Annotated in this window: 17 protein-coding genes; 8 read left to right on the top strand and 9 right to left on the bottom strand. The window is 43.6% G+C overall.

Features of this window, described 5'->3' with window-relative positions; genetic code table 11:
• Positions 1-2: 2 nt before the first annotated feature.
• A complete protein-coding gene (locus EDI28_RS03800) occupies positions 3-782 on the bottom strand; it encodes a hypothetical protein (protein WP_128782484.1) in 780 nt (259 codons plus the stop codon).
• 187 nt (positions 783-969) lie between these two features.
• On the opposite strand from EDI28_RS03800, the gene EDI28_RS03795 reads away from it, so the two are divergent.
• Positions 970-2,574: an ABC-F family ATPase gene (locus EDI28_RS03795; RefSeq protein ID WP_128782483.1), complete on the top strand. Its 1,605-nt coding sequence runs from the start codon at positions 970-972 to the stop codon at positions 2,572-2,574.
• Between the two features lie 216 nt (positions 2,575-2,790).
• Here EDI28_RS03795 and EDI28_RS03790 read toward each other — a convergent pair whose 3' ends face one another.
• The gene (locus tag EDI28_RS03790) at positions 2,791-3,558 is read right to left on the bottom strand and encodes an alpha/beta hydrolase family protein (RefSeq protein ID WP_128782482.1); all 768 of its coding nucleotides are present in this window, start codon (positions 3,556-3,558) and stop codon (positions 2,791-2,793) included.
• Between the two features lie 685 nt (positions 3,559-4,243).
• Here EDI28_RS03790 and EDI28_RS03785 point away from each other — a divergent pair.
• The gene (locus EDI28_RS03785; protein ID WP_128782481.1) at positions 4,244-4,717 is read left to right on the top strand and encodes a cell division inhibitor SulA; all 474 of its coding nucleotides are present in this window, start codon (positions 4,244-4,246) and stop codon (positions 4,715-4,717) included.
• 196 nt (positions 4,718-4,913) lie between these two features.
• The gene (locus EDI28_RS03780; protein WP_128782480.1) at positions 4,914-6,320 is read left to right on the top strand and encodes a basic amino acid/polyamine antiporter; all 1,407 of its coding nucleotides are present in this window, start codon (positions 4,914-4,916) and stop codon (positions 6,318-6,320) included.
• Positions 6,321-6,410: 90 nt separating this feature from the next.
• On the opposite strand, the gene EDI28_RS03775 is transcribed toward EDI28_RS03780, so the two are convergent.
• The 3 genes from EDI28_RS03775 to EDI28_RS03770 form a co-directional block, all read right to left on the bottom strand.
• Entirely contained in the window at positions 6,411-6,815 is a 405-nt protein-coding gene (locus EDI28_RS03775; protein WP_128782479.1) for a hypothetical protein, read from the bottom strand.
• Between the two features lie 651 nt (positions 6,816-7,466).
• Positions 7,467-7,625: a hypothetical protein gene (locus EDI28_RS26860; RefSeq protein WP_164918465.1), complete on the bottom strand. Its 159-nt coding sequence runs from the start codon at positions 7,623-7,625 to the stop codon at positions 7,467-7,469.
• 229 nt (positions 7,626-7,854) lie between these two features.
• Positions 7,855-9,834, bottom strand: coding sequence for a methyl-accepting chemotaxis protein (locus EDI28_RS03770; RefSeq protein ID WP_128782478.1), 1,980 nt, complete (start codon positions 9,832-9,834; stop codon positions 7,855-7,857).
• 634 nt (positions 9,835-10,468) lie between these two features.
• On the opposite strand from EDI28_RS03770, the gene EDI28_RS03765 reads away from it, so the two are divergent.
• Positions 10,469-11,416, top strand: a complete 948-nt coding sequence (locus EDI28_RS03765) for a TerC family protein (protein WP_128782477.1) — start codon at positions 10,469-10,471, stop codon at positions 11,414-11,416.
• A gap of 73 nt (positions 11,417-11,489) precedes the next feature.
• Here EDI28_RS03765 and EDI28_RS03760 read toward each other — a convergent pair whose 3' ends face one another.
• Positions 11,490-13,157: a L,D-transpeptidase family protein gene (locus EDI28_RS03760; RefSeq protein WP_128782476.1), complete on the bottom strand. Its 1,668-nt coding sequence runs from the start codon at positions 13,155-13,157 to the stop codon at positions 11,490-11,492.
• A gap of 467 nt (positions 13,158-13,624) precedes the next feature.
• Between EDI28_RS03760 and EDI28_RS03755 the strand changes: the two genes are divergently transcribed.
• A complete protein-coding gene (locus EDI28_RS03755; RefSeq protein ID WP_128782475.1) occupies positions 13,625-15,160 on the top strand; it encodes a YjjI family glycine radical enzyme in 1,536 nt (511 codons plus the stop codon).
• On the top strand, positions 15,126-16,022 hold the full coding sequence (locus EDI28_RS03750) for a YjjW family glycine radical enzyme activase (RefSeq protein WP_128782474.1): 897 nt from the start codon (positions 15,126-15,128) through the stop codon (positions 16,020-16,022). The genes EDI28_RS03755 and EDI28_RS03750 overlap by 35 nt, the downstream gene beginning before the upstream one ends.
• A gap of 69 nt (positions 16,023-16,091) precedes the next feature.
• Here EDI28_RS03750 and EDI28_RS03745 read toward each other — a convergent pair whose 3' ends face one another.
• Both EDI28_RS03745 and folE read right to left on the bottom strand, forming a co-directional pair.
• On the bottom strand, positions 16,092-17,024 hold the full coding sequence (locus EDI28_RS03745; protein ID WP_128782473.1) for a LysR family transcriptional regulator: 933 nt from the start codon (positions 17,022-17,024) through the stop codon (positions 16,092-16,094).
• Between the two features lie 80 nt (positions 17,025-17,104).
• Positions 17,105-17,758, bottom strand: coding sequence for a GTP cyclohydrolase I FolE (gene folE / locus EDI28_RS03740; protein WP_128782472.1), 654 nt, complete (start codon positions 17,756-17,758; stop codon positions 17,105-17,107).
• Between the two features lie 204 nt (positions 17,759-17,962).
• Here folE and moeA point away from each other — a divergent pair, with 204 nt between their 5' ends.
• Both moeA and moeB read left to right on the top strand, forming a co-directional pair.
• Positions 17,963-19,195, top strand: a complete 1,233-nt coding sequence (gene moeA / locus EDI28_RS03735) for a molybdopterin molybdotransferase MoeA (RefSeq protein WP_128782471.1) — start codon at positions 17,963-17,965, stop codon at positions 19,193-19,195.
• Positions 19,196-19,218: 23 nt separating this feature from the next.
• A complete protein-coding gene (gene moeB, locus EDI28_RS03730; protein WP_128782470.1) occupies positions 19,219-19,965 on the top strand; it encodes a molybdopterin-synthase adenylyltransferase MoeB in 747 nt (248 codons plus the stop codon).
• A gap of 79 nt (positions 19,966-20,044) precedes the next feature.
• On the opposite strand, the gene EDI28_RS03725 is transcribed toward moeB, so the two are convergent.
• Positions 20,045-20,563, bottom strand: a complete 519-nt coding sequence (locus EDI28_RS03725) for an OmpA family protein (RefSeq protein ID WP_128782469.1) — start codon at positions 20,561-20,563, stop codon at positions 20,045-20,047.
• Between the last annotated feature and the right edge of the window lie 90 nt (positions 20,564-20,653).

Genomic DNA, 20,653 nt, shown 5'->3' with positions numbered 1-20,653 from the left:
TGTTAGCTTCCAAAAAACACATACTCGGTTTCGGTTTCAAAGAAAAACAGTGGATTGTCATTGTCCAGCTCTAGCTGAATGGCGTTATGTATTAGAGGGTTAATGGGGGGCTCATAGTTTTCATCAATATCGATCTGTATTTCATCATACATAACCCCAACATGCGGCTTATCTGAATGTTCCAAAATATCGTCTAGTGCAATGCTTATATGCCAATCAGCTTCATTCATAACAATCGCACCGGAAACGGTACTCTCTCGGCACATAGCCAGTGAATAGATCAGTTTGTCACCAATCAGAACATCTACATTATCAGGGCGTATATCATCCCAATTCAATACCTCCATGTACCGGAGATAGTGGCAAAACAAAATAACAAAGGCTGCAACAGCCTCCTGGCACCTGGGTTTAGGCAGAATAAAATAAAAAGGCTTGCCCGCCTCACAGATTAAAGGCTCATAAATCAGTTCTTCGCCATGAAACTCAGTCAGCTTCAGCATGATTTGAGCAGTCGATTCAGGCTGATTCAAGATGCATTCTATAGGAGACTCCCAAATATCTCCGCTTTTGCTGGCATCCAGCGCACTCCGTATTCCCTTCCCCTCGCCGTATAGCGCTTCAAAGTAACCAACGAGCCTACCGCCTTCCAGCCATTCAAGCATATCCCGGATGTCGATTAGCTTGGAAGAATGAGGCGAACGAAAATGCAGTTCACTCTCGATATCTTTAAGTAAACATTGCACCTCTTTAAGAGTATTATTTTGTTTCTCGATTAAGCTCATTCTTCCCCCATTTTGACTATTGATATTTTTACTTCTACACAATCCCCTTCTGTGACTTACCTCTCACATCTGTTATTTGCTCAATAAATCTGTATAATTCGCCGCCTATTCATTCGCGCTTTAATTTCTATTGACTTGGCATATCGAACTAAGCGATTAGCCAATCTTAATATCTAGGGATACTTCTTTGATTTCAACCGCTAACATCACCATGCAATTCGGCGCCGAGCCTTTATTTGAAAACATTTCTGCTAAGTTTGGTAACGGTAACCGTTACGGCTTAATCGGAGCCAATGGATGTGGTAAATCAACGTTCATGAAGATTCTTAGTGGCTCACTGGCTCCAAGCTCTGGCAATGTGTCTATCACCCCAGGGTTAAAACTTGGCGTACTGAGTCAAGACCAATTTGCTTTTGAGCAACACAATGTTATCGACGTAGTCATCATGGGTGACCGTAAACTATGGGAAATCAAACAAGAACGTGACCGTATATATTCATTACCAGAAATGAGTGAAGAAGACGGTATGGCGGTTGCTGAGCTTGAAAGTGAATTCGCAGAAATGGACGGCTACACCGCAGAAAGTCGGGCTGGCGATATTTTGCTGCAAGCTGGTATCGAAGAAGAGTTTCATTTCGGTTTAATGCAACATGTTGCTCCCGGTTGGAAGCTAAGAGTGCTATTGGCGCAAGCACTTTTCGCTAACCCTGATATCTTGTTGTTGGATGAACCAACCAACAACCTGGATATTCATACGATCAACTGGCTTGCTGAAGAGCTAAACCAACGTAAATGTACGATGATCATCATTTCGCACGATCGCCACTTCTTAAACTCGGTATGTACCCACATGGCAGATATCGATTACGGTGAGCTTCGTATCTACCCAGGTAACTACGAATACTTCCTTGAAGCATCAGGCCTGATCCGCGAACAGTTACTGGCTGGCAATGCTAAAAAATCGGCAGAGATTAGCGAATTGCAAGATTTCGTAAATCGATTTGGTGCAAACGCCTCTAAAGCCAAGCAAGCCAGCTCTCGTGCGAAAAAGCTGGATAAAATTAAGCTAGACGAAGTTAAGTCGACTAGCCGCATTAGCCCATCGATTGATTTTGGTGAAGGCAAGAAGCTGCATCGCCAAGCACTTGAACTACAAGATTTGGGCCACGCATTTGAAGATGAGCTACTGTTCGAGAAAGGTAACTTACTTCTGGAGGCTGGTACTCGCTTGGCGGTGATTGGCGAAAATGGTGTTGGTAAGACGACATTTCTACGCTGCCTAGTCAACGAACTAGAGCAGAATCACGGCGTTGTAAAGTGGTCTGAAAATGCTTCTATTGGTTACTGCCCACAAGATAGTACGGCTGATTTCGACAACGACTTAAGTATCTTCGATTGGATCTCACAGTGGCGCACCACGAAGCATGACGATTTGATGGTTCGTGGTATTTTAGGTCGCTTACTGTTCACAGCGGATGATGCAAATAAACAAGCTAAGAACTGTTCTGGTGGCGAAAAGAATCGCTTATTGTTTGGTAAGTTAATGATGCAAGACATCAATGTTCTCGTTATGGATGAACCAACAAACCACATGGACATGGAAGCGATCGAAGCGCTTAATAACGCACTTAAAAATTACCAAGGTACGCTTATTTTTGTGAGCCACGACCGCAAGTTTGTATCATCTCTTGCCACTTCTATTATCGATGTGAAAGACAAGAAGCTCGTTAACTTCCAAGGCACTTATGATGAGTACCTTGCACATCAACAAAAAATGTTAGACGTCGCATAAGCATTACAGTCTAAAGCAAACAGCATAGAAAGAGGCAGTTGTTGCAAACTTAGCAACAACTGCTAAGGCTTTTTTGCCTGATGACATGGCTAACTTAGTTTTGGACAAAAACGTTTTAGGTGTGTTGCTCTAAACCGTTTCGATCAGATTAGAAAAAGTACTTTGAAACCTTAAGCGTTTGTATGGCTGTTTATTGCTACAGATTTACTTTTTAGCCTACAAATTTTTATTCAACCATTTCATCGTATGATCTCGCATGTCGTTGGAAAAGTAATGCGATTCATCAGCTAAATTGAACTCAATTTCAGTATTGTTTTTATCGTATTTACTCTTCACTTTTTCATAAAAGTCCTTCGCGAAATTGGCAGGAACCCAATCATCTTTCTCACCATTTATGATCAACATAGGGCGACTTTCATTTTCTATAAGGTACAAACATGGATCAATCTCTGCCATATACCTAATAGCTAACTTCTCATCATCACTAAGAATCTTATTAACTGAATCGGCTTCTAAGGCGAACTTCTCCAAGCCGACAAAGTCAGGAGAGCCGATAATTGGTACCGCAACTTTAATCCGTTTATTTTTGGTCAAAGAATAAAATGTGGACATTGCCCCCATAGAGATACCCACAACCGCAATCCTCGATGGATCAATCCTCATATCTTCCTGATAATGCTCAATGAGTGTATTTATGTCATCTGAATTCTGCTTGATAACACCCGTCATTCTTTTGATAAATCTCGAATGACTACTAACGTTTTGAGCATTACCATCATCTCTTTCGCCGTGTTTATCTGCATCAAAGCAGATAACAGAATAACCCTGAAGAGCTAAATTTAAAGCTAGATTAGAGCCTTCATATTTATCATTGCTCCAACCGTGACAGATGATGACTAAAGGATTATTTACCGACTCTTTTTTACAATAGAGCAGATATGTAATCTCACCGATCTTACTTTTTTCTACTACAACACCTTCCATGAACGCCCCATATATTTCAATATATTCGTTTACAAGCACCATAAACCGTCAGACTTCAGAAAACAGCTAACGCTGATTAGTCGAAAAGTTGTCGTCTTTTATCATATTACAATGCAACACCATTTATATTAATTCAATTAATAATCAACAACCTAAGTCACATGAAGGGAATTTTGGGCTGCCAAATGTCGCCTAATAACAGAGATTCTGATTTACCAACTAGCTCGGATAAGTTTTAGTAGTACAAACTAAGATTAACAGCACATGAATGAGTAAAAGGTCTACCGAATAATGGGGCAAAACCGTGCCAGAAAGCGCGGTCGAATAAACTCCTGCTAGATACAGTTGTTGTCCAATCATTACTTACCTTCAATGTAGTTCCATTGGATGCTTACAAAAAAGCATGCCACTCACCATTACTAGCGTGAAGTAGTTCAAACTTCAAAGCTCTCATTTTCTGGTTGTTTGAAGCGGACAGTTGGACAACTCATTTCTCCAAATTTTCTCCAGTCACAAATTCACTTTATAAACAATAAGATAATAAATAAGCAATCCCATTTAACCGGACAAGATCCCAAATGAGACTGGAACTGACAACACAAAAAATGCTTGCAACCCTGTCCGAATGAAACTACTGTATGGACATACAGCATGTATAAATAACCACTGGTAAGGATGACGAGCAATGACAGTACTATTTGACAACCTACAATCAGTTTCTGCAGCACAAGTCTATAAATCGGCTTTTGCTACCCATACCAGCTCGCCGTCTTTTACCCAACCAGTAAAGTGTCCGATTGAAGTTTGCCTCTCTGATGAAAAGCAAACTCAACTAGCTTATTTTCTTCGTATTCTCAAACAAGCCAGTCAGCAAAGTCGGTGGATCATGTTTATTGGTGACGAAGCCATGCTCGACAAGAACCTACTTCAAAGTGCAGAAATCGATTTAAACAAAGTGCTGTTATTGAGAAACAAGAAAGGCCTTACAGATCAGAAACTGATGGAAAAAGCACTTAGCACCGGAAATTGCAGCGCTGTGATTGCAACTGGCGATGTGGAAAACTTTGAGAGTGATGAGATCCGCCAAGCAGCTGAAAACGGCTCTTCATACGCATTTATCATAAACCGCCGCAGCAAAATGAAATTGACTTTTCATTAATATTTCCGCACAAAATACCCCTGTAAAAAGCCACTAACGCTTCATTTTTAGTGGCTTTCTTGATCCAGTACAAATAATAGTGTTATTAACCACTTTTTGAGCAATATACATCGCATTTCTTGTGCAATAAATACTGAAAACATAATAAAATGCCCTTTAACGACAAAATACTAGTCATTAAAACCGGATCTTCGAAATGGAAAAGAAACTAGGCTTGGGTGCGTTAACAGCGCTCGTTATCGGTTCAATGATAGGTGCAGGCGTCTTCAGTCTTCCCCAGAATATGGCCAACGTTGCCAGCCCTGCAGCAGTGATGATTGGATGGACAATCACAGGAGTCGGGATGGTCTTTCTCGCACTTGCCTTTCAGCATTTATCCCAACTAAAACCTGAAATAGAAAGCGGCGTATTTGGTTACGCCCAAGCCGGCTTTGGTGACTTTATCGGCTTTTGCTCCGCATGGGGTTACTGGTTAAGCGCCATGCTTGCCAATGTCTCCTACTTAGTTATTGTTTTCAGCACACTAGGAATGTTTTTTGACCAGCCGGATATGGTGCTATTCGGTGACGGAAATACCTGGTTAGCTGTTACCGGAGCTTCGGTTCTGCTCTGGTTGGTCCATACACTCGTACTCCGCGGCGTACAAACCGCAGCAGTGATCAATATGGTAACGACGATCGCAAAACTGATCCCGCTATTCCTTTTCATTTTATGTGCACTGATTTCCTTCAAATGGGATACGTTCATTTTTGATTTTACCGGTCTTCATTTTGGCGAGCAGCATGATCTGCTGTCCCAGGTAAAAAGTACAATGCTGATCACCGTTTGGGTATTTATCGGTATCGAAGGTGCTGTTGTTGTTTCTAGTCGCGCAAAGAACCGTAAAGATATTGGCCGTGCAACTATTTTAGGCCTGCTGACTGCGCTCTCTATTTATGTCTTGGTTACCTTATTATCCATGGGCGTGATCAGCACTGAAGAGCTTGCAACCTACCAGAATCCGTCTATGGCTCGGGTCTTGACTGAAATCTTGGGTCCATGGGGCTCAATCATTATCGGCTGTGGTTTGTTAATTTCAGTATGCGGCGCTTTTCTGAGCTGGACCGTATTGGCTTCTGAAGCACCTTATCTTGGCGCTAAAGATAGTATGTTTCCCAAAAGCTTTGCCCAACAAAATGAGGCTGGCAGTCCGGTAAAAGCCCTGTTCTTTACGAACTGCTGCGTTCAACTTTCATTAATTTTTGTGGTTTTTGCTGGCAGCACATATGACATATTACTCGCTATCGCATCAGAAATGATCCTAGTGCCCTACTTCCTTGTAGGAGCCTACACTCTAAAGCTGGCTATTCAGCGTAAAGACCGTGGCTCTCTTCTATTGGTAGGTTTTGGTGCTAGCCTTTACGGCATTTGGTTACTTTATGCTTCAGGTTTAAACTACTTGCTGCTCTCAGCCCTGTTGTACTTGCCTGGCCTCTATTTTTATACCAAGGCGAAGCGGGAACAAAATACCACGGCCTTCATTGGAACCGAGAAAGCAGCGGCTAGCCTATTGACTGTGGCGGCCTGTCTTGCCGCAGGCATGCTTTGGCAAGGAATGATTTAATCATTTTATTGTCCCCCAGAAAAAAGCCAGCTTGTTAGCTGGCTTTTTATTTTCATTCTCTGATAGACAAGAATATTATTCAGTTTCGTATTAAGACTCAACCATATGGACTCTTAATTCTTCACCGCTATCTGCGACCATTGTGATCCTACAACCAGCTTTACTTTCAATAAGATCAAGCTGCTCGCTTTCTAGCGCATACGGTAAAGTAATCAACAATTCGTTAATCTGCTCTGATCGAGCTAATCGCAACAAACGGATCAGGTTGTTCGAATCACTGATGTTGGTTGACAACACTTTTAATGCCTGCAACTGTAGTTTTTCTGACTCAGTTAATTCATTGGGCAAAGAGGATGTCCATGAGATCTCAAATGCCGGAACTAACGTTTTTAATGCATCAATAAAAGTCAGCCTATGTTTACAAGATGCAGATAGGAACGATGTGTAATCAAACACAACATTACTATTTTTTGAGATTTCAACTGATGTTTCCATAATCATCCTTAAAAGAAACATAACCACTGTTGTTTAGAACTCAGTGTAACGATTGGCATCTACTTGTAACTATATTCAACTATACGACTAACTTGTTTCTGAGGAATTGTTTATTTATCAAAATTTGCGTTCGATCTTACTTTTATGGCCTAAAAACCAATATTAAAATACACTAAGAACAATTGATTAACATCAATAAAACCTTAAAAACATCTGCTTTACCTTGTTGAAATATTAACCAATTTTACGATATTCATGAATATATTATAAAAAACCGCTCAAAAACCACATTAAAAACAACAAAAACCAAACATAACCGCAACAGGTCTTTTTTGGTTGTTCATTGCTTTAGTAAATATAAATATCAGGATAAATTTATACTTTACTGGTATTCCATTTGAAATTTATAGCTATGCAAGATCCTGAGAGGTAGAAATAACAGCAACACCATCTTTGATACATAATAACCCTCTACGCTTTGTTTCTTATTCACACTAATAACTAGCCATGAAAAATATGATATTTTTATCTATTCGTGCATAGAAACAAAAAGCCTTTACATCACGATGATCAAAAGGCTCGATATATTGTGTAAAAAAAGGGGCATGGTCTTAACCATCCCCCCTTTCTTTTAATCACTAGAGCAAGGGCCTAATGGCGATCATCCGACATTACATCATCTTCAATATGCCGGTAGTCACCTTTTTCTTTCTGCTCCCACCTTGCGTCGAGAGTCGCCAGCTCCCTTTTCATTTCTGATAGCTCGCGCTCCATGTAAGAAATATTCCGTATCAGCATTTTTCTTTCCATGTTCTATTCCTTATGAAATTAAGCTCATTAAGATAGTATCAATTTGAATGGATTAAAACGCGGCTATCTATTCAAGAATCTTTTTTTGCACTGATTAAAAAAGCAACATTCAGTAACTGTTAAGTATCGTATCTGTTTGAAATTTTGCCAAATTAAAATACCTTTTGTTTGTCAACCTTCTGTCATTGAAGTGTAGTGTGCTTTTTATATTAAAAGAGCTAAAAGGTACCTACACTTTGAACTGGTTTATTGCCTTCTGTAGTTCACCGTTATTATGGTTGAGTTGTTGAGTCTCTGTGACAGCGGCCTCCATCTGGGCACTCGTTTCGTCAGCCATTTCATTTACGCGGTTAACATTACGGCCAATCTCTTGAACAACCTCGGTTTGCTCCGATGTTGCACAGGCAATTTGCTCTGTCTGAGCCTGAATATTAGAAATTGCAGTCATTATATTATCTAAGGCATCACCCACATTACGCGATTCGGTTGTTGTTTGTTCTGCCTGACTGCGATTTCGTCCCATTACAGAAGTAACATTCTGTGTATTGGATTGCAGCTGCTCGATAATTTTCTGAATATCGATTGTCGACTGCTGCGTTTTACTCGCGAGACTTCGTACTTCATCAGCAACTACGGCAAACCCTCTGCCATACTCACCAGCACGCGCCGCTTCAATTGCGGCATTCAAAGCCAACAAATTTGTCTGGTCAGCGATATCACTGATGACACTGAGCACTTGACCAATCTGATCCGCATCTTGACGAAGGTTTAGCACCAACTCCTCGGCATTGAAAATCTCCTCAGACAGTAGTTCCACATTTCGAATTGCAGACTGAACCGTATCATGGCTTGTAGACACCAACAGCTCAGCGTCTTGAGTCATCGTTCGCGTCTGCTCGGCGTTAGCAGAGATTTCACGAACAGCATGCCCCATTTCAGTGGCAGCAGTCGCTATTTGGTCTAGTTCATCTTTTTGTACCTGAACGGCATCATTGGTTGCCTTGATTGTTTTTTCCATTCCCTGGCTATTTTGCTCGACATAACCGGCTAATTCGCGGCTGTGCTGAATTAACGTCTGGATTTTGCCGGCAAAATCATTAAACGCCAGGGCAACACGTCCGATTTCGTCTTCACGGTCCATGACAAGTCGCTGGGTCAAATCGCCATCACCATGGGCAATATCCCGCATGGCCATTGCCGCATGATTCAAAGGGGCCAGCGACTTTATGCAAAACAAACCCAGCGCAACCGCCAACACAACAACCCCCAGCACGGCGAATATAATGGCTTGCTGGCTGGCTTCGCTGACAGGCTCTTCGACCATCGACATTGGCACCATTAGCGCTAGCTTCCAATCCATTTTCGGATACTCGAGAGCAATATCCTGGATGGCGACCAGTTGCTTACGACCTTGCCATTCAACCTCTGAAAACCAGGTTGCTGTTGTGCTTTTAGAATGGCGGAGTTGAGTAAAACCTACATTATCGCGATCAAGCTTTTCGAGGGTTAAGTCCTTAACCTTGTCAGTGTCCATTCCTGAGAATAGCAACACCTCTCCATTACCATTAAATAGGAAGGGCGTTCCTTGGCCTAGATAGCGAGTTTCATCCAAAAGGGCCTTTTGCAGAGCCGTTATTTTCAAATCGGCACCACCGATGAATTTTAATTCACCAGAAGCATCATAAACAGGCATATATATAGCCCCATTTAGATTCCCGTTTCTCACGTCAATTGCTGTTGTTAGCCAAGGCGTTTTATTACTTATTGATGTTTTCCACCATGGTCGCTGCTTTAAATTTATTGCGGGGTCAAAATATTGCCCAGATGCATCAAAATATTCGCCTGTTTTCTCCAGCGCAAAAAATAAACTGAATAAATTAGGGTCAACTTTATTCATCTTGTTTATGTATTTAACAATTGAGCGATACTCTTTTGAATTTAATTCATCATCGTGACTGTCTCTTTCTTCTATAAAGTCCTGCAAATCAGGGCCATTGAGAAAAGTATCCACAACAGCTTGATATTTAAGTACATAACCTCTTGCAAATTGAGCCTTTTCACTCACTTGCGTTGCTAGTCCATTGCGAATATTCGTTTGAGTTAAATCTGAAATTTTATTCACTGCCATCCATGTACCGACTGATGCGATGAGTAAGACTAACAGTGAAACACCCGCTATTATTTTCTTAACAAGAGATAGACCTGCCATTTCTAAGCCTTTATATCCAATAAAAATAGCTAAAATAGTATCTACAGACCATGCTGTATTTACTTGTTAGCAAAAAGATTGAAAAACGTAATGATTACCTATCGAACAACATCAAATAATAGTAACAGTATTTACATAAATACCAATTAGTTCTATCCAACAGAATTAATAGTTAATTTTTGAATCTATGAGCAACATCACGAATACTTATATCGCATACATTGATGGCATAAAAAATCGCGTCTAAAAGACATGCTGAGTAATAATTCAAACCGCATATTATCGTCAAAAAATAACACTTACATTTATCTGCCTTTCCAACGACATTTCGACAACTGTTTCACTCACTGAATTAAGTGCAATTGAGTGGTAAATAGTATTAGCGTTCAGCTCACAGTTCTCATAAAATACACCTGTTTGGGGAGTAGTCACCACTTGTTCGCCTGTCGTCATCCCGAAGCCTCATGCTTCCGGCAGTCGAGGATGGATTTGCTAGGTATTCCATACTTTTAGCACCATTCTGACGAGACCAACGCCATTATTTATGCACTATTGTGCTGTTTGTTAATGCGCGGAAGGTCAGGCTATTCTCATCCTACCCACCCCTTCTGTGCGTACCTGGAAGGAGAAAACCATGAGCCTTTTTAGCTATGAAGGGTTCGCTGTTCTGATTGTCATCATGCTGGCGCTGGACTTGTACCAAACCCGTGGCGGTAACGTCACCATAAAAAAAGCCGCTGTCTGGAGTTTATTCTGGGTTGCGCTTGCTTTGACGTTTAACTTTGTTATCTACCTGTACTGGCAAGAAATGGCACCGGTCAGCAGTTACACCAATAGTGAGGCTGCAACGGCGTTTCTAACTGGCTACCTGCTAGAAAAATCACTCAGTGTCGACAACTTGTTTGTCTTTGCACTGATTTTTGGTCAGTTTGCCGTTCCTGAAGCGATACGACCCCGGGTATTAATGCTTGGTGTCGTTGGCGCCTTGATACTTCGCGGGATCATGATTGCTGTCGGTGCCGAGCTACTTACCCAATTTCATTGGGTGCTCTATGTCTTTGCTGCATTTCTGTTGTACACGGGCTATAAACTGTGGAGCGAGGATGAAGACGAACAGGATGACTTCTCTGATTCACTGCCGGTTCGACTGGTCAAGAAATGTTTCCGAGTCAGTGATTCCTATCAAGGAAACAAGTTGCTCGTTAGAGATAGTCAGGGGTGGATAGCCACGCCGTTAATGATCGTGATAGCTGTAATCGCCCTGACAGATGTGATGTTTGCACTGGATTCGATCCCGGCGATCTTTGCAGTTACCAAGGAACCTTTCCTTGTATTCACCGCAAATGTTTTTGCTTTGCTCGGATTACGTTCGCTGTATTTTGTTCTCGAAGGTATGCTAACACGATTCTGTTACCTGCGCCCGGCGCTGGCATTCATCCTCAGCTTCATTGGTATCAAGATGTTATTGATGGAAACCCGTTGGGCAATTCCGACACCGATTTCATTGTGTGTCATTGTACTGACGATATCTGCTGCGATTATTGGGTCGCTCTGGAAAACTCGAACTGTCCCCGCCTCATAAAAGGCTACAGTATTATAAACACAACCTGAGCACACAACGTGCTCAGGCCATTTTCAAAATTACTTTCACTTTCTTAGTAACTGAAATCTTTCAGGGTTATATACTGTGGCTCTACACGCTTATCACCAGGTCGGTCATAACCGTAAATATCTTCACGCAACTGAAGCTGCTCGTTTTCATCGATCCAGGCGGTCACATACATAAAGTCAACATTCACCCTTCTTGCCAGGCTAACCGTATCTTGCTCATCGTCATTGACCATTTGCTGATAAGGCGCCATACCCGAGCGACGCTGATGCTGAAGGATGATCTCTGCCAGTTCATCAGCTTTTTCAACCCTGACACAACCTGAACTGAAATTGCGTTTCGCCTTATCAAATAACCTTCGCGATGGCGTATCATGCAAAAACACCGAGTAATCATTTGGCATCAGGAACTTCACCTTACCTAACGCATTCGCCGGACCCGGGCCTTGCTGAAATTCATAGGGGAAAGTTTCTGGGTCTACCGTGCTCCACTCAATTTGCTCGGGCAAAATAACACTACGATCACGCCAGCTTTTTACAATCTTCAGGTTTTTTTCAGCCAGGTAATTAAGTGACTCCTTTACCTTGGGAATCACATCTTCCTGCTTGATGGTCGTCGGAACATTCCAATAGGGATTGACGACCATAGTATTAAGTGACGATGAAAACAAATAAGTCGGACGGCTTGTTCTGCCGACAATAACCTTAGATTCGAAAAGTACTTCATCTTGCTGGGTTAGTCTCAACATATAATCTGGAATATTAACCTGAATTAGCGGCCTTCCTGTTTCTCTCGATCCAAAACGACTTCGTTGGAGGTTAAGTGCGATAACTCTGGCAACCTCAGAATATGGCAGAGTCAGTTGTTTAGCCGTTGCAGGGCCAATAACGCCGTCATCTTCAAGTCCGTTCCGACGCTGAAAAGCTCTAATAGCATAATTGACTTCCCCAGAGTTATTGATGACTTCCAGCTCCGACAATACCTCATAATCAATTTGGCTGATATCGCCGTAGCTATACAATACATCGAGAAGCCGATGGCCATTGGAAATAAACTGATCCTGTTTGATTACACGGTTATGGCTCGATAGTTCAAGCTGATGCGGCAGCTGGTTGCGAAACCATTCAGCCAATGCAACCGAACGTTCAAACCGTTTAATCTGGGGGCGAAGGCGGTAAAGCTCTTCCTTAATCGAAGCGGCAGAAAACGGGAGATTCAATTCAGCATAAGATTGTCGCGGAACAACCAATAACTGATGCTTAAATAACCAGCTAGGGTTTTCCTGGAGCTGAGCAATAACCGATTTATAGACCAACAACGAATCTGTTGCGAGAAGATCAAAACTGCGCTGATCCTGGTATTGAGTAAGTTGTTCAAGCTCCGCAAGCCGTTCATCAACCCCAGGAACAAGCTCGGCATAAGCCAACGACTTTAATTGAACAAAAAGCTCCTGTCGTAAAGACTCTTCAGCCCAAACCGGAGAGTAATCATTAGCTGTATAACCCTCTTCTATCAGTTCGGGAAAGCAAACATTATAGGCATGGTGATATGACTGAATTGATTCTGCACACAGCTTGTTCTGACTAGTCAACTCGTGCTGATTGAGAAATTGCCACCCAAGCTGATTTTGAGTTGCCGAAGCTGCCGTAGTAAATAACACGGTGAAGGTGAGAAAATTTAAACCATGACGAATTACCCAAATAATCTTGAACATTACAAACCAATCCTTAATTAAGGAAGAATACGCTTAATGCTCTCAATCCATGATTGCCTATATCACCAAATTCAAACAGAATAATTACAACGTCCTATATAATTTAGACTGCACTTTAATATTTAGACAATAAAGTGACATAGTGACAAATTAATAGTGTTATAAATTAAGACTAATTTATATAACCGTTAATAATTAGTAGTTTATATCTGAATTAACTATTAACCACTATTTATATTTACTAGTACTTTTTTATTATAATAACTGCTTTAAAATAGTTTTATGGATTATGGCAATGTTGTAGCTTAATACGTTATATAAATCAGCATCCCTATCAAGCTGAGTGCAGTTGTGAACCTTAGTGACGGATTTCCATTTCAGAAACACATAATTTTAAGACTTTCACTTCAGGAAATAACACAAAAACGATAATGTTATATCCATAAGTTTTAGATGGGTATTCGTTCATGACCATACAGGCCAAATTTCATCAGATCATCACCGATCCAACGCTTTCACCGAAGCAAAAGTCCAACTATCTGGCTTTGGAAGCCGATGCCAGCCTACCCTACGTCGCGATTTCTGAGCCTGTTCAAACAGCCATAGATACCGGAGTTATCTGTGATATGTTTGAAGGCAACGCACCATTCAAACCACGCTATGTACTGCCTGACTACGCCAAGTTCCTTCAGCAGGGCTCGCAATATTTGGAACTATCAGTATCAGAAAATCTGGATGAAGCGCTCAATGCTCTGACGATTCTTTACCACCATGTTCCATCGGTTACCAACATCCCAGTCTATCTCGGACAACTTGACGACATACTAATGCCCTTTACAGAGGGCGTAGATGAAGACACTATTTACCGGAAGCTGAAACTATTTTGGATCATGCTCGATCGCACACTTCCCGATGCCTTCATGCACGTCAACATTGGACCAACAGACAATATTATTTGCCGGACCATCCTCCGTATTGATGCCGAACTAAAGCAAGTCGCGCCAAATTTGACTTTCATGTACGACCCAGCAGTCACCCCGGATGAATTACTGCGCGTGGCAACAGGGAATATCTGCGAATGCAGCAAGCCACATATTGCCAATTACCCACTTCACGCCAATACGTATGACGAGAAAGGCTTCGGAATTGTAAGCTGCTATAACTCGCTACCGCTGGCTGGTGGCGCTAACACCCTAGTTCGTATGAACTTGAAACAAGTGGCACTTCAAGCGCAAAGTCAGAAGGATTTTCTGACCAAAGTGCTACCTCACTACTGCTCACTGATGTACGAACTGATTGAAGCGCGCTCGACATTTTTACACCAGCAATCACACTTCTTTGATAGTTTCCTCGTCAAAGAGCAGCTAATCGAAGAATCCCGATTTGCACCAATGTTCGGAATATACGGTATGGCCGAAGCCGTAAGTATCTTGCTCGAAAAAGATAAGATAACAGCAAGCTATGGCCATGACGACCTAGCCAACCAGCTCGGTTACCAGATCTCCGCCACACTGGATAAAATTGTAAAGACAACTCCAGTAACCTACGGCTACAACGGACGAGCATTGTTGCACGCACAAGGCGGGATCAGTTTGGATCTTGATGTTACACCGGGTGTTCGCATTCCTTATGGTACTGAACCGGATCCGGTCAGTCATATTCAGGCATTGGCCGAGCATCACCAATATTACCCATCCGGGATCAGCGACATCATCACCATTGATGAAACTGTCAAATCCAACCCCGAGGCCATGTATCAGCTTTGCAAAGGGGCATTAAGTTTGGGTATGCGCGAATTTACGGCTAACGTCGACTCTAACGACCTGATCCGCGTAACTGGCTATATGATCAAGCTATCTGACATTGCGCAGTTCAAAGAACACGGCTCCCGTACCAATACCACAGGTCTCGGTGCTGAAGCTGCCAGCAATACCGGCATTCTTAATCGTAAACCAAGAGTGGCTTCGCATGAGCAATCACCTTGCTACCGCAACGGTCAGTAAAACCCTTAACTTCTCTTGCGTTGACGGGCCTGGAAACAGGCTCGTTATCTTTCTGCAAGGCTGTAACTTTCAATGTAAGAACTGTCATAACCCACATACGATCGGGATATGTGACCATTGCGGCGACTGTATTGAGCATTGCCCGGCCAATGCACTCAGCATGACGACTGCAAGCCCGGCAGGTAAAACGCAGGTCCGCTGGGATGCTAACGCTTGTACCCATTGCGATACCTGCCTTGCTGTTTGCCCACGCCAGTCAAACCCAAAAACCGAGCAATATACCGTTGAAAGAATGCTGGCCGTGATCCGGAAAAACAGCCTGTTTATCTCAGGGATAACAGTCACAGGCGGCGAAGCCACCCTGCAACTTAACTTCATCATTCATTTATTTGAGGCGATAAAAGCATCTGCAGATCTTCAGCATCTAAGCTGCATGATTGACAGTAATGGCAGCCTAAGCGAAACCGGATGGAAAAAAGTTCTCCCTGTTCTCGATGGCGCAATGATCGATTTGAAAGCATGGCAACAGGAAACACATCGATGGCTAACTGGACGAGAGCATCACAGGGTATTTCAATCTATCCAACTGCTAGGTCAACATAACAAACTACACGAACTTCGCCTATTATACATTCCGACCGTTACTGACTTTGACGTGGAAATCGATGAATTAGCGAAATATCTCACGCTATTGCCGACAGACACCCGCATCAGGCTCAATGCTTTTCAGCATCATGGCGTAACGGGCGAAGCGCTTGATTGGCCAACATGCGAAAAGAGTGAAATAACCCTGTTTGCGGAACAATTAGCCGTGCGGGGAGTTCGAAATATTGTGCTGCCGGCAGTGGTAATTAGAAGCTAAAGAAAAACACCTCCCTCTTTTCAAGGGGGAGGCAGGGAGGGGGGTTAATATTACACAGGAGTAAAATACCTACTCGTTTTCCAGCTCTCGACAAGATTCCAAGATCTGCTCGTAGAGCCACCGGTGGGCAGGATCATTCATACTCGGCTGATTCCACACCAGACTATAAGACACCTCGCCGTAATTAAATGGCAGGGGTTTCATAATCAGCCCCTTTGCCTGCATCGCGGTATTTGCCCATTGTTTTGAACAGGTAAACAGCAAGTCGCTATGATGGCACATCAGCGCAGCCCCGCCAAAGTCAGAAACACTCACGGCAATCCGACGCTTACGGTGCTGCTGTGCTAGCTGCATTTCAAAGAATGGAACACTCAAATCCTGATCCAGGATGCCGACATGTCCATAGCTAAGGTATTCGTCAATCGTCAGCGTATTATTCGCTAATGGATGGTCAGGGCTCATCATGCACACCATCTCGTCATCAACCAGCGTTTCCCATACAAGATTGTTGTGGGTGCTTGGCGGCTGACTGCGATCATGCGGCAACATAATGAAATCTAACTTACCTTTCGTCAGCCCCTCAAATCCCATACTGTCCTTAGACCATATTTCCAACCGGAGATTAGGAGCCAGGGCCAGAACTTTGGCACTCAACTTAGCGGCAAGCAGCTCAAAGGTACTCTCTCGCATCGCGAGAGAAAAGCGTCCTTCATAACGAGACGGGTCAAAGGCTTCCTGAGTCAGCATTTGGTTCATCTCGTTGATCATCTGATGAACTGTTGGCCCAAGACGACGTGCAAGCGGTGTGGCAACGAGCTGATTGCCATGACGATAAAAGAGCTCGTCATTCAGGCTTTCCCGAAGTTGCGTTAGGGTTTTGCTCACCGACGAAGGGCTCAGACATAAACGTTCAGCACTAACAGTAACGCTCAGGGTATCCAGCATCACATGAAGCGTGACCAGATGTTTCATGCTAATACGGGAAAGCTTAATTAAATCCATAGATAACCAAGGCTCAGAGACAAAAAAGCCAGTCGGCAAACCAACTGGCATTTGGTAACAGTGGAGCTAAATGCTCACGTCTAGCGAAGACCGTTCAGGAACTCGGCACGGGTAGCTGGATTACGTTTGAAAATCCCGCTGAGTGCAGTTGTAGTCGTCGAGCTTGTCGCATCCATGACGCCACGAGCTTTAACACAATAGTGTGTTGCTTCCATGGTTATTGCTACATCATCGCTTTCCAGTAATGTCTGGAGGGCAACCAGGATCTGCTGTGTCATGCGTTCCTGAACCTGAGGTCGCTGAGCGAAGAAGCGAACAATACGGTTGATCTTCGACAGACCGATAATCTTCCCGCGAGGGATATAAGCAACGGTTGCCTTGCCATCGATAGTTACCAAGTGATGTTCACAAGTACTGGTCAGGGTAATGTCTTTAACTCGAACCATCTCATCACAGTTCATCTTGTTTTCGATAACTGTAATTTTGGGGAAATTGGCATAATCAAGGCCAGAGAAAACTTCATCCACATACATCTTGGCGATACGATGCGGGGTTTCCATCAGGCTATCATCTGATAAGTCTAACGAAAGAAGCTCCAAGATCTCACGCATGTGATACTCAATTCTCTCTTTCTTCTCTTCGCGGCTTACCACCCTGTCCGTCATGGGTGTTTCAAGTCCACGCTCTTCCAGTGCCTGGCGCACCTTCAATGCAGATTCGCTTAATGCTGTCATTCTTTCCCTCCAACCGGCGTGGGCGCAATGCTATTTACGTGCCCACTCTAAAACTGCCAGCGATAATTCAGCTCGCAGGATACCTGTAAATGACAAAAAATACACTACGAATTTACTAAGGTATTAGTGATGAACCGTTTTTTTTGTCATAATAATTCCTTATGCAAATTATAATAAGCTAATGACTTATAACGGATACCACTTATGGGATGTTGTGACGCGCCAGGCCTGATGCCTGTAGAATCCGCTCTGACCAAGATTTTGGCAGAAGTTAAGCCACTTGAAACAGTACATGCTGTTTCTTTGTCTGAAGCGATGGGACAGGTAATCGCTGAAGATATTCTCTCTCCAATTAACGTACCGCCTTTTGCCAACTCGGCGATGGACGGCTATGCACTACGTAGTGCTGATCTCAAAAAGACAGACACCTTGACTCTGGCAGGCAAATCATTTGCCGGAATCCCATTCGAGGGGGTATGTACCGAAGGCCAGTGTATCCGCATTATGACGGGTGCCCAGATGCCAGAAGGTGCCGATACGGTGATCATGCAGGAAGAAACTGAAGTCGATGGCGACAGTGTTCGTTTCCTAATCAAGCCACCAGCCAATGACAACGTGCGCCCTATCGGTGATGACGTTTGCTTGGGTGATATCGTTGTTGCCAAAGGCAACCGTGTGACTGCTCGCGAAATGCCTTTACTGGCTTCACTGGGCATTGCTACTGTCAATGTCTACCGTCGTCCGAGCGTTGCGTTCTTCTCAACGGGCGATGAGCTCCGCTCTGTTGGTGAACCGCTGGAAGCTGGCCAAATCTATGACAGCAACCGCTATGGTATCCGTGCCCTATTAGAAAAATTTGGCTGCGATGTCATTGATCTTGGGATCATTCCAGACAACCCTGAAAAATTACGTGAAGCATTTGATGAAGCCACTAAAGCTGATGTGCTGGTCACCTCTGGTGGCGTAAGCGTAGGTGAAGCTGACTACACCAAAGATATTCTCGATGAACAGGGTGAAATCGGCTTCTGGAAAATTGCCATGAAACCGGGTAAGCCTTTCGCATTCGGTACCATTAAAGACACTTGGTTCTGTGGCTTGCCGGGTAACCCTGTATCGGCAATGCTCACTCTGTATCAGCTAGTTCAGCCGATGATTGCCAAGCTTGCGGGCCATACCCAGTATCAAGCCCCTCAGCGCCTGAAAGCAAAGGCGACAACCGTATTCAAAAAACGTCCCGGGCGTACTGACTTCCAGCGCGGTATCTACCAGATCAACACCGAAGGCCTGATTGAAGTTGCGACAACGGGTAACCAAGGCTCTGGCGCCTTCAGTTCAATGCATCAGGCTAATTGCTTTGTAGTACTTGAACAAGAGCGTGGCCGAGTAATGCCTGGAGAGGACGTAACAATCGAGCTATTCAACCACACTATGTATTAACCTTTATCAAACAGGAACACACCGTGGTAGAACTAACCGATGCAGAAATGCTGCGTTACAACCGTCAAATCATTCTCAAGCAGTTTGATTTTGATGGTCAGGAAGCGTTAAAAGCATCATCGATGCTAATCCTTGGTGCTGGCGGGTTGGGCTGTGCGTCTACCCAATATCTGGCAGCTGCCGGTATTGGAAAGCTAACCTTAATCGATGATGACAAGGTTGAGGTATCCAACCTACAACGCCAAGTGCTGCATAACGACAGTACAGTAGGCGCCTTGAAGGTTGAATCCGCCAAGCAGGCACTCATCACTATCAACCCCAATACTCAGGTTGAAACGGTTGCAAAGCGCCTTGACGACAATGAACTGCTAGCCCTTATTGAGCAACATTCGATTGTGCTTGATTGCAGTGACAATGTAGCAACGCGCAATCAACTGAATCGTCTGTGCCACCAAACGAAAACGCCTCTGGTTTCAGGAGCGGCTATTCGCATGGAAGGTCAGATCAGCGTCTATACCTATCAAAATGACGAGCCCTGTTACCAATGCCTGAGTGCCCTATTCGGCGAACAGGCACTAAGCTGCGTTGAAGCAGGCATCATGTCGCCTGTTGTCGGTATTGTGGGTGCGGTACAGGCAATGGAAGCAATAAAGGTTGTTGCCAACATGGGCCAGCCGCTAAGCGGAAAGATATTGATGCTCGATGCGATGAGCATGAGCTGGCGAGAGATGAAGCTCGTCAAACAGCCGACCTGTTCGGTTTGCAGCTAAAATCCTTACCCGCATAAAAAAGAAGGAAGCCATTGGCTTCCTTCTTTTATACCAATCAGTGTCAGTATCTACCCGCTGACTACTTGAACAAGTCAAATATTGGTGTGATCCGAACTTCGATGCGCCGATTCTCCTGACGCCCCGATGCTTGTTCATTGCTTGCAATTGGGCTCCACTCGCCTACTCCGTAACTATTGACTCTCTTGGTATCAATACCTTCTGAGACAAAGAATTCAGTTACGGCAACAGCCCGTTGCTCTGACAGCCGCTGGTTAAACTCTGCAGAGCCTGTGCTGTCGGTATGGCCTACGACAAAAATGGTGGACTTGGGGTTCTGTGACAGAAAATCTGATATTTTTTCGAGCACTGCGTGCCCTTTATCTCTAACTTCTGCACTTCCGTGTCGAAAGCTTTTATCGCCGCTGAGAATAACGATCACTTGCTGCTCTTCTCGATTAACAATGCCTTCCTCGGCAGTAATAAAGTCCTCAAGCTGCTCTTGAGTATCATTCAAAAACGCATCAACTTTCTTTTGAGATGCACAGCCAATCAGAAGTACCGACATCAAAAATAAAATGACAATTTTCGCTTTATGCATCGACCTAACCCTATCCAACTTATTCGCTGGCAACTCTATCAAATAACGAAGATCCGTCGTGGGCAGAAATAGCGATCGTGGAGATGCTTC

It is taken from the genome of Photobacterium chitinilyticum (assembly GCF_004104355.1).
Taxonomy (GTDB): Bacteria; Pseudomonadota; Gammaproteobacteria; order Enterobacterales; family Vibrionaceae; genus Photobacterium; species Photobacterium chitinilyticum.
This window is presented reverse-complemented; position numbering and strand designations above follow the sequence as displayed.

Coding starts and splice junctions, on each gene's coding strand:
- EDI28_RS03800 (WP_128782484.1), bottom strand. CDS start 782: ATGAGCTTAATCGAGAAACAAAATAATACTCTTAAAGAGGTGCAATGT.
- EDI28_RS03790 (WP_128782482.1), bottom strand. CDS start 3,558: ATGGAAGGTGTTGTAGTAGAAAAAAGTAAGATCGGTGAGATTACATAT.
- EDI28_RS03785 (WP_128782481.1), top strand. CDS start 4,244: ATGACAGTACTATTTGACAACCTACAATCAGTTTCTGCAGCACAAGTC.
- EDI28_RS03780 (WP_128782480.1), top strand. CDS start 4,914: ATGGAAAAGAAACTAGGCTTGGGTGCGTTAACAGCGCTCGTTATCGGT.
- EDI28_RS03775 (WP_128782479.1), bottom strand. CDS start 6,815: ATGGAAACATCAGTTGAAATCTCAAAAAATAGTAATGTTGTGTTTGAT.
- EDI28_RS26860 (WP_164918465.1), bottom strand. CDS start 7,625: ATGGAAAGAAAAATGCTGATACGGAATATTTCTTACATGGAGCGCGAG.
- EDI28_RS03770 (WP_128782478.1), bottom strand. CDS start 9,834: ATGGCAGGTCTATCTCTTGTTAAGAAAATAATAGCGGGTGTTTCACTG.
- EDI28_RS03765 (WP_128782477.1), top strand. CDS start 10,469: ATGAGCCTTTTTAGCTATGAAGGGTTCGCTGTTCTGATTGTCATCATG.
- EDI28_RS03760 (WP_128782476.1), bottom strand. CDS start 13,157: ATGTTCAAGATTATTTGGGTAATTCGTCATGGTTTAAATTTTCTCACC.
- EDI28_RS03755 (WP_128782475.1), top strand. CDS start 13,625: ATGACCATACAGGCCAAATTTCATCAGATCATCACCGATCCAACGCTT.
- EDI28_RS03750 (WP_128782474.1), top strand. CDS start 15,126: ATGAGCAATCACCTTGCTACCGCAACGGTCAGTAAAACCCTTAACTTC.
- EDI28_RS03745 (WP_128782473.1), bottom strand. CDS start 17,024: ATGGATTTAATTAAGCTTTCCCGTATTAGCATGAAACATCTGGTCACG.
- folE (WP_128782472.1), bottom strand. CDS start 17,758: ATGACAGCATTAAGCGAATCTGCATTGAAGGTGCGCCAGGCACTGGAA.
- moeA (WP_128782471.1), top strand. CDS start 17,963: ATGGGATGTTGTGACGCGCCAGGCCTGATGCCTGTAGAATCCGCTCTG.
- EDI28_RS03725 (WP_128782469.1), bottom strand. CDS start 20,563: ATGCATAAAGCGAAAATTGTCATTTTATTTTTGATGTCGGTACTTCTG.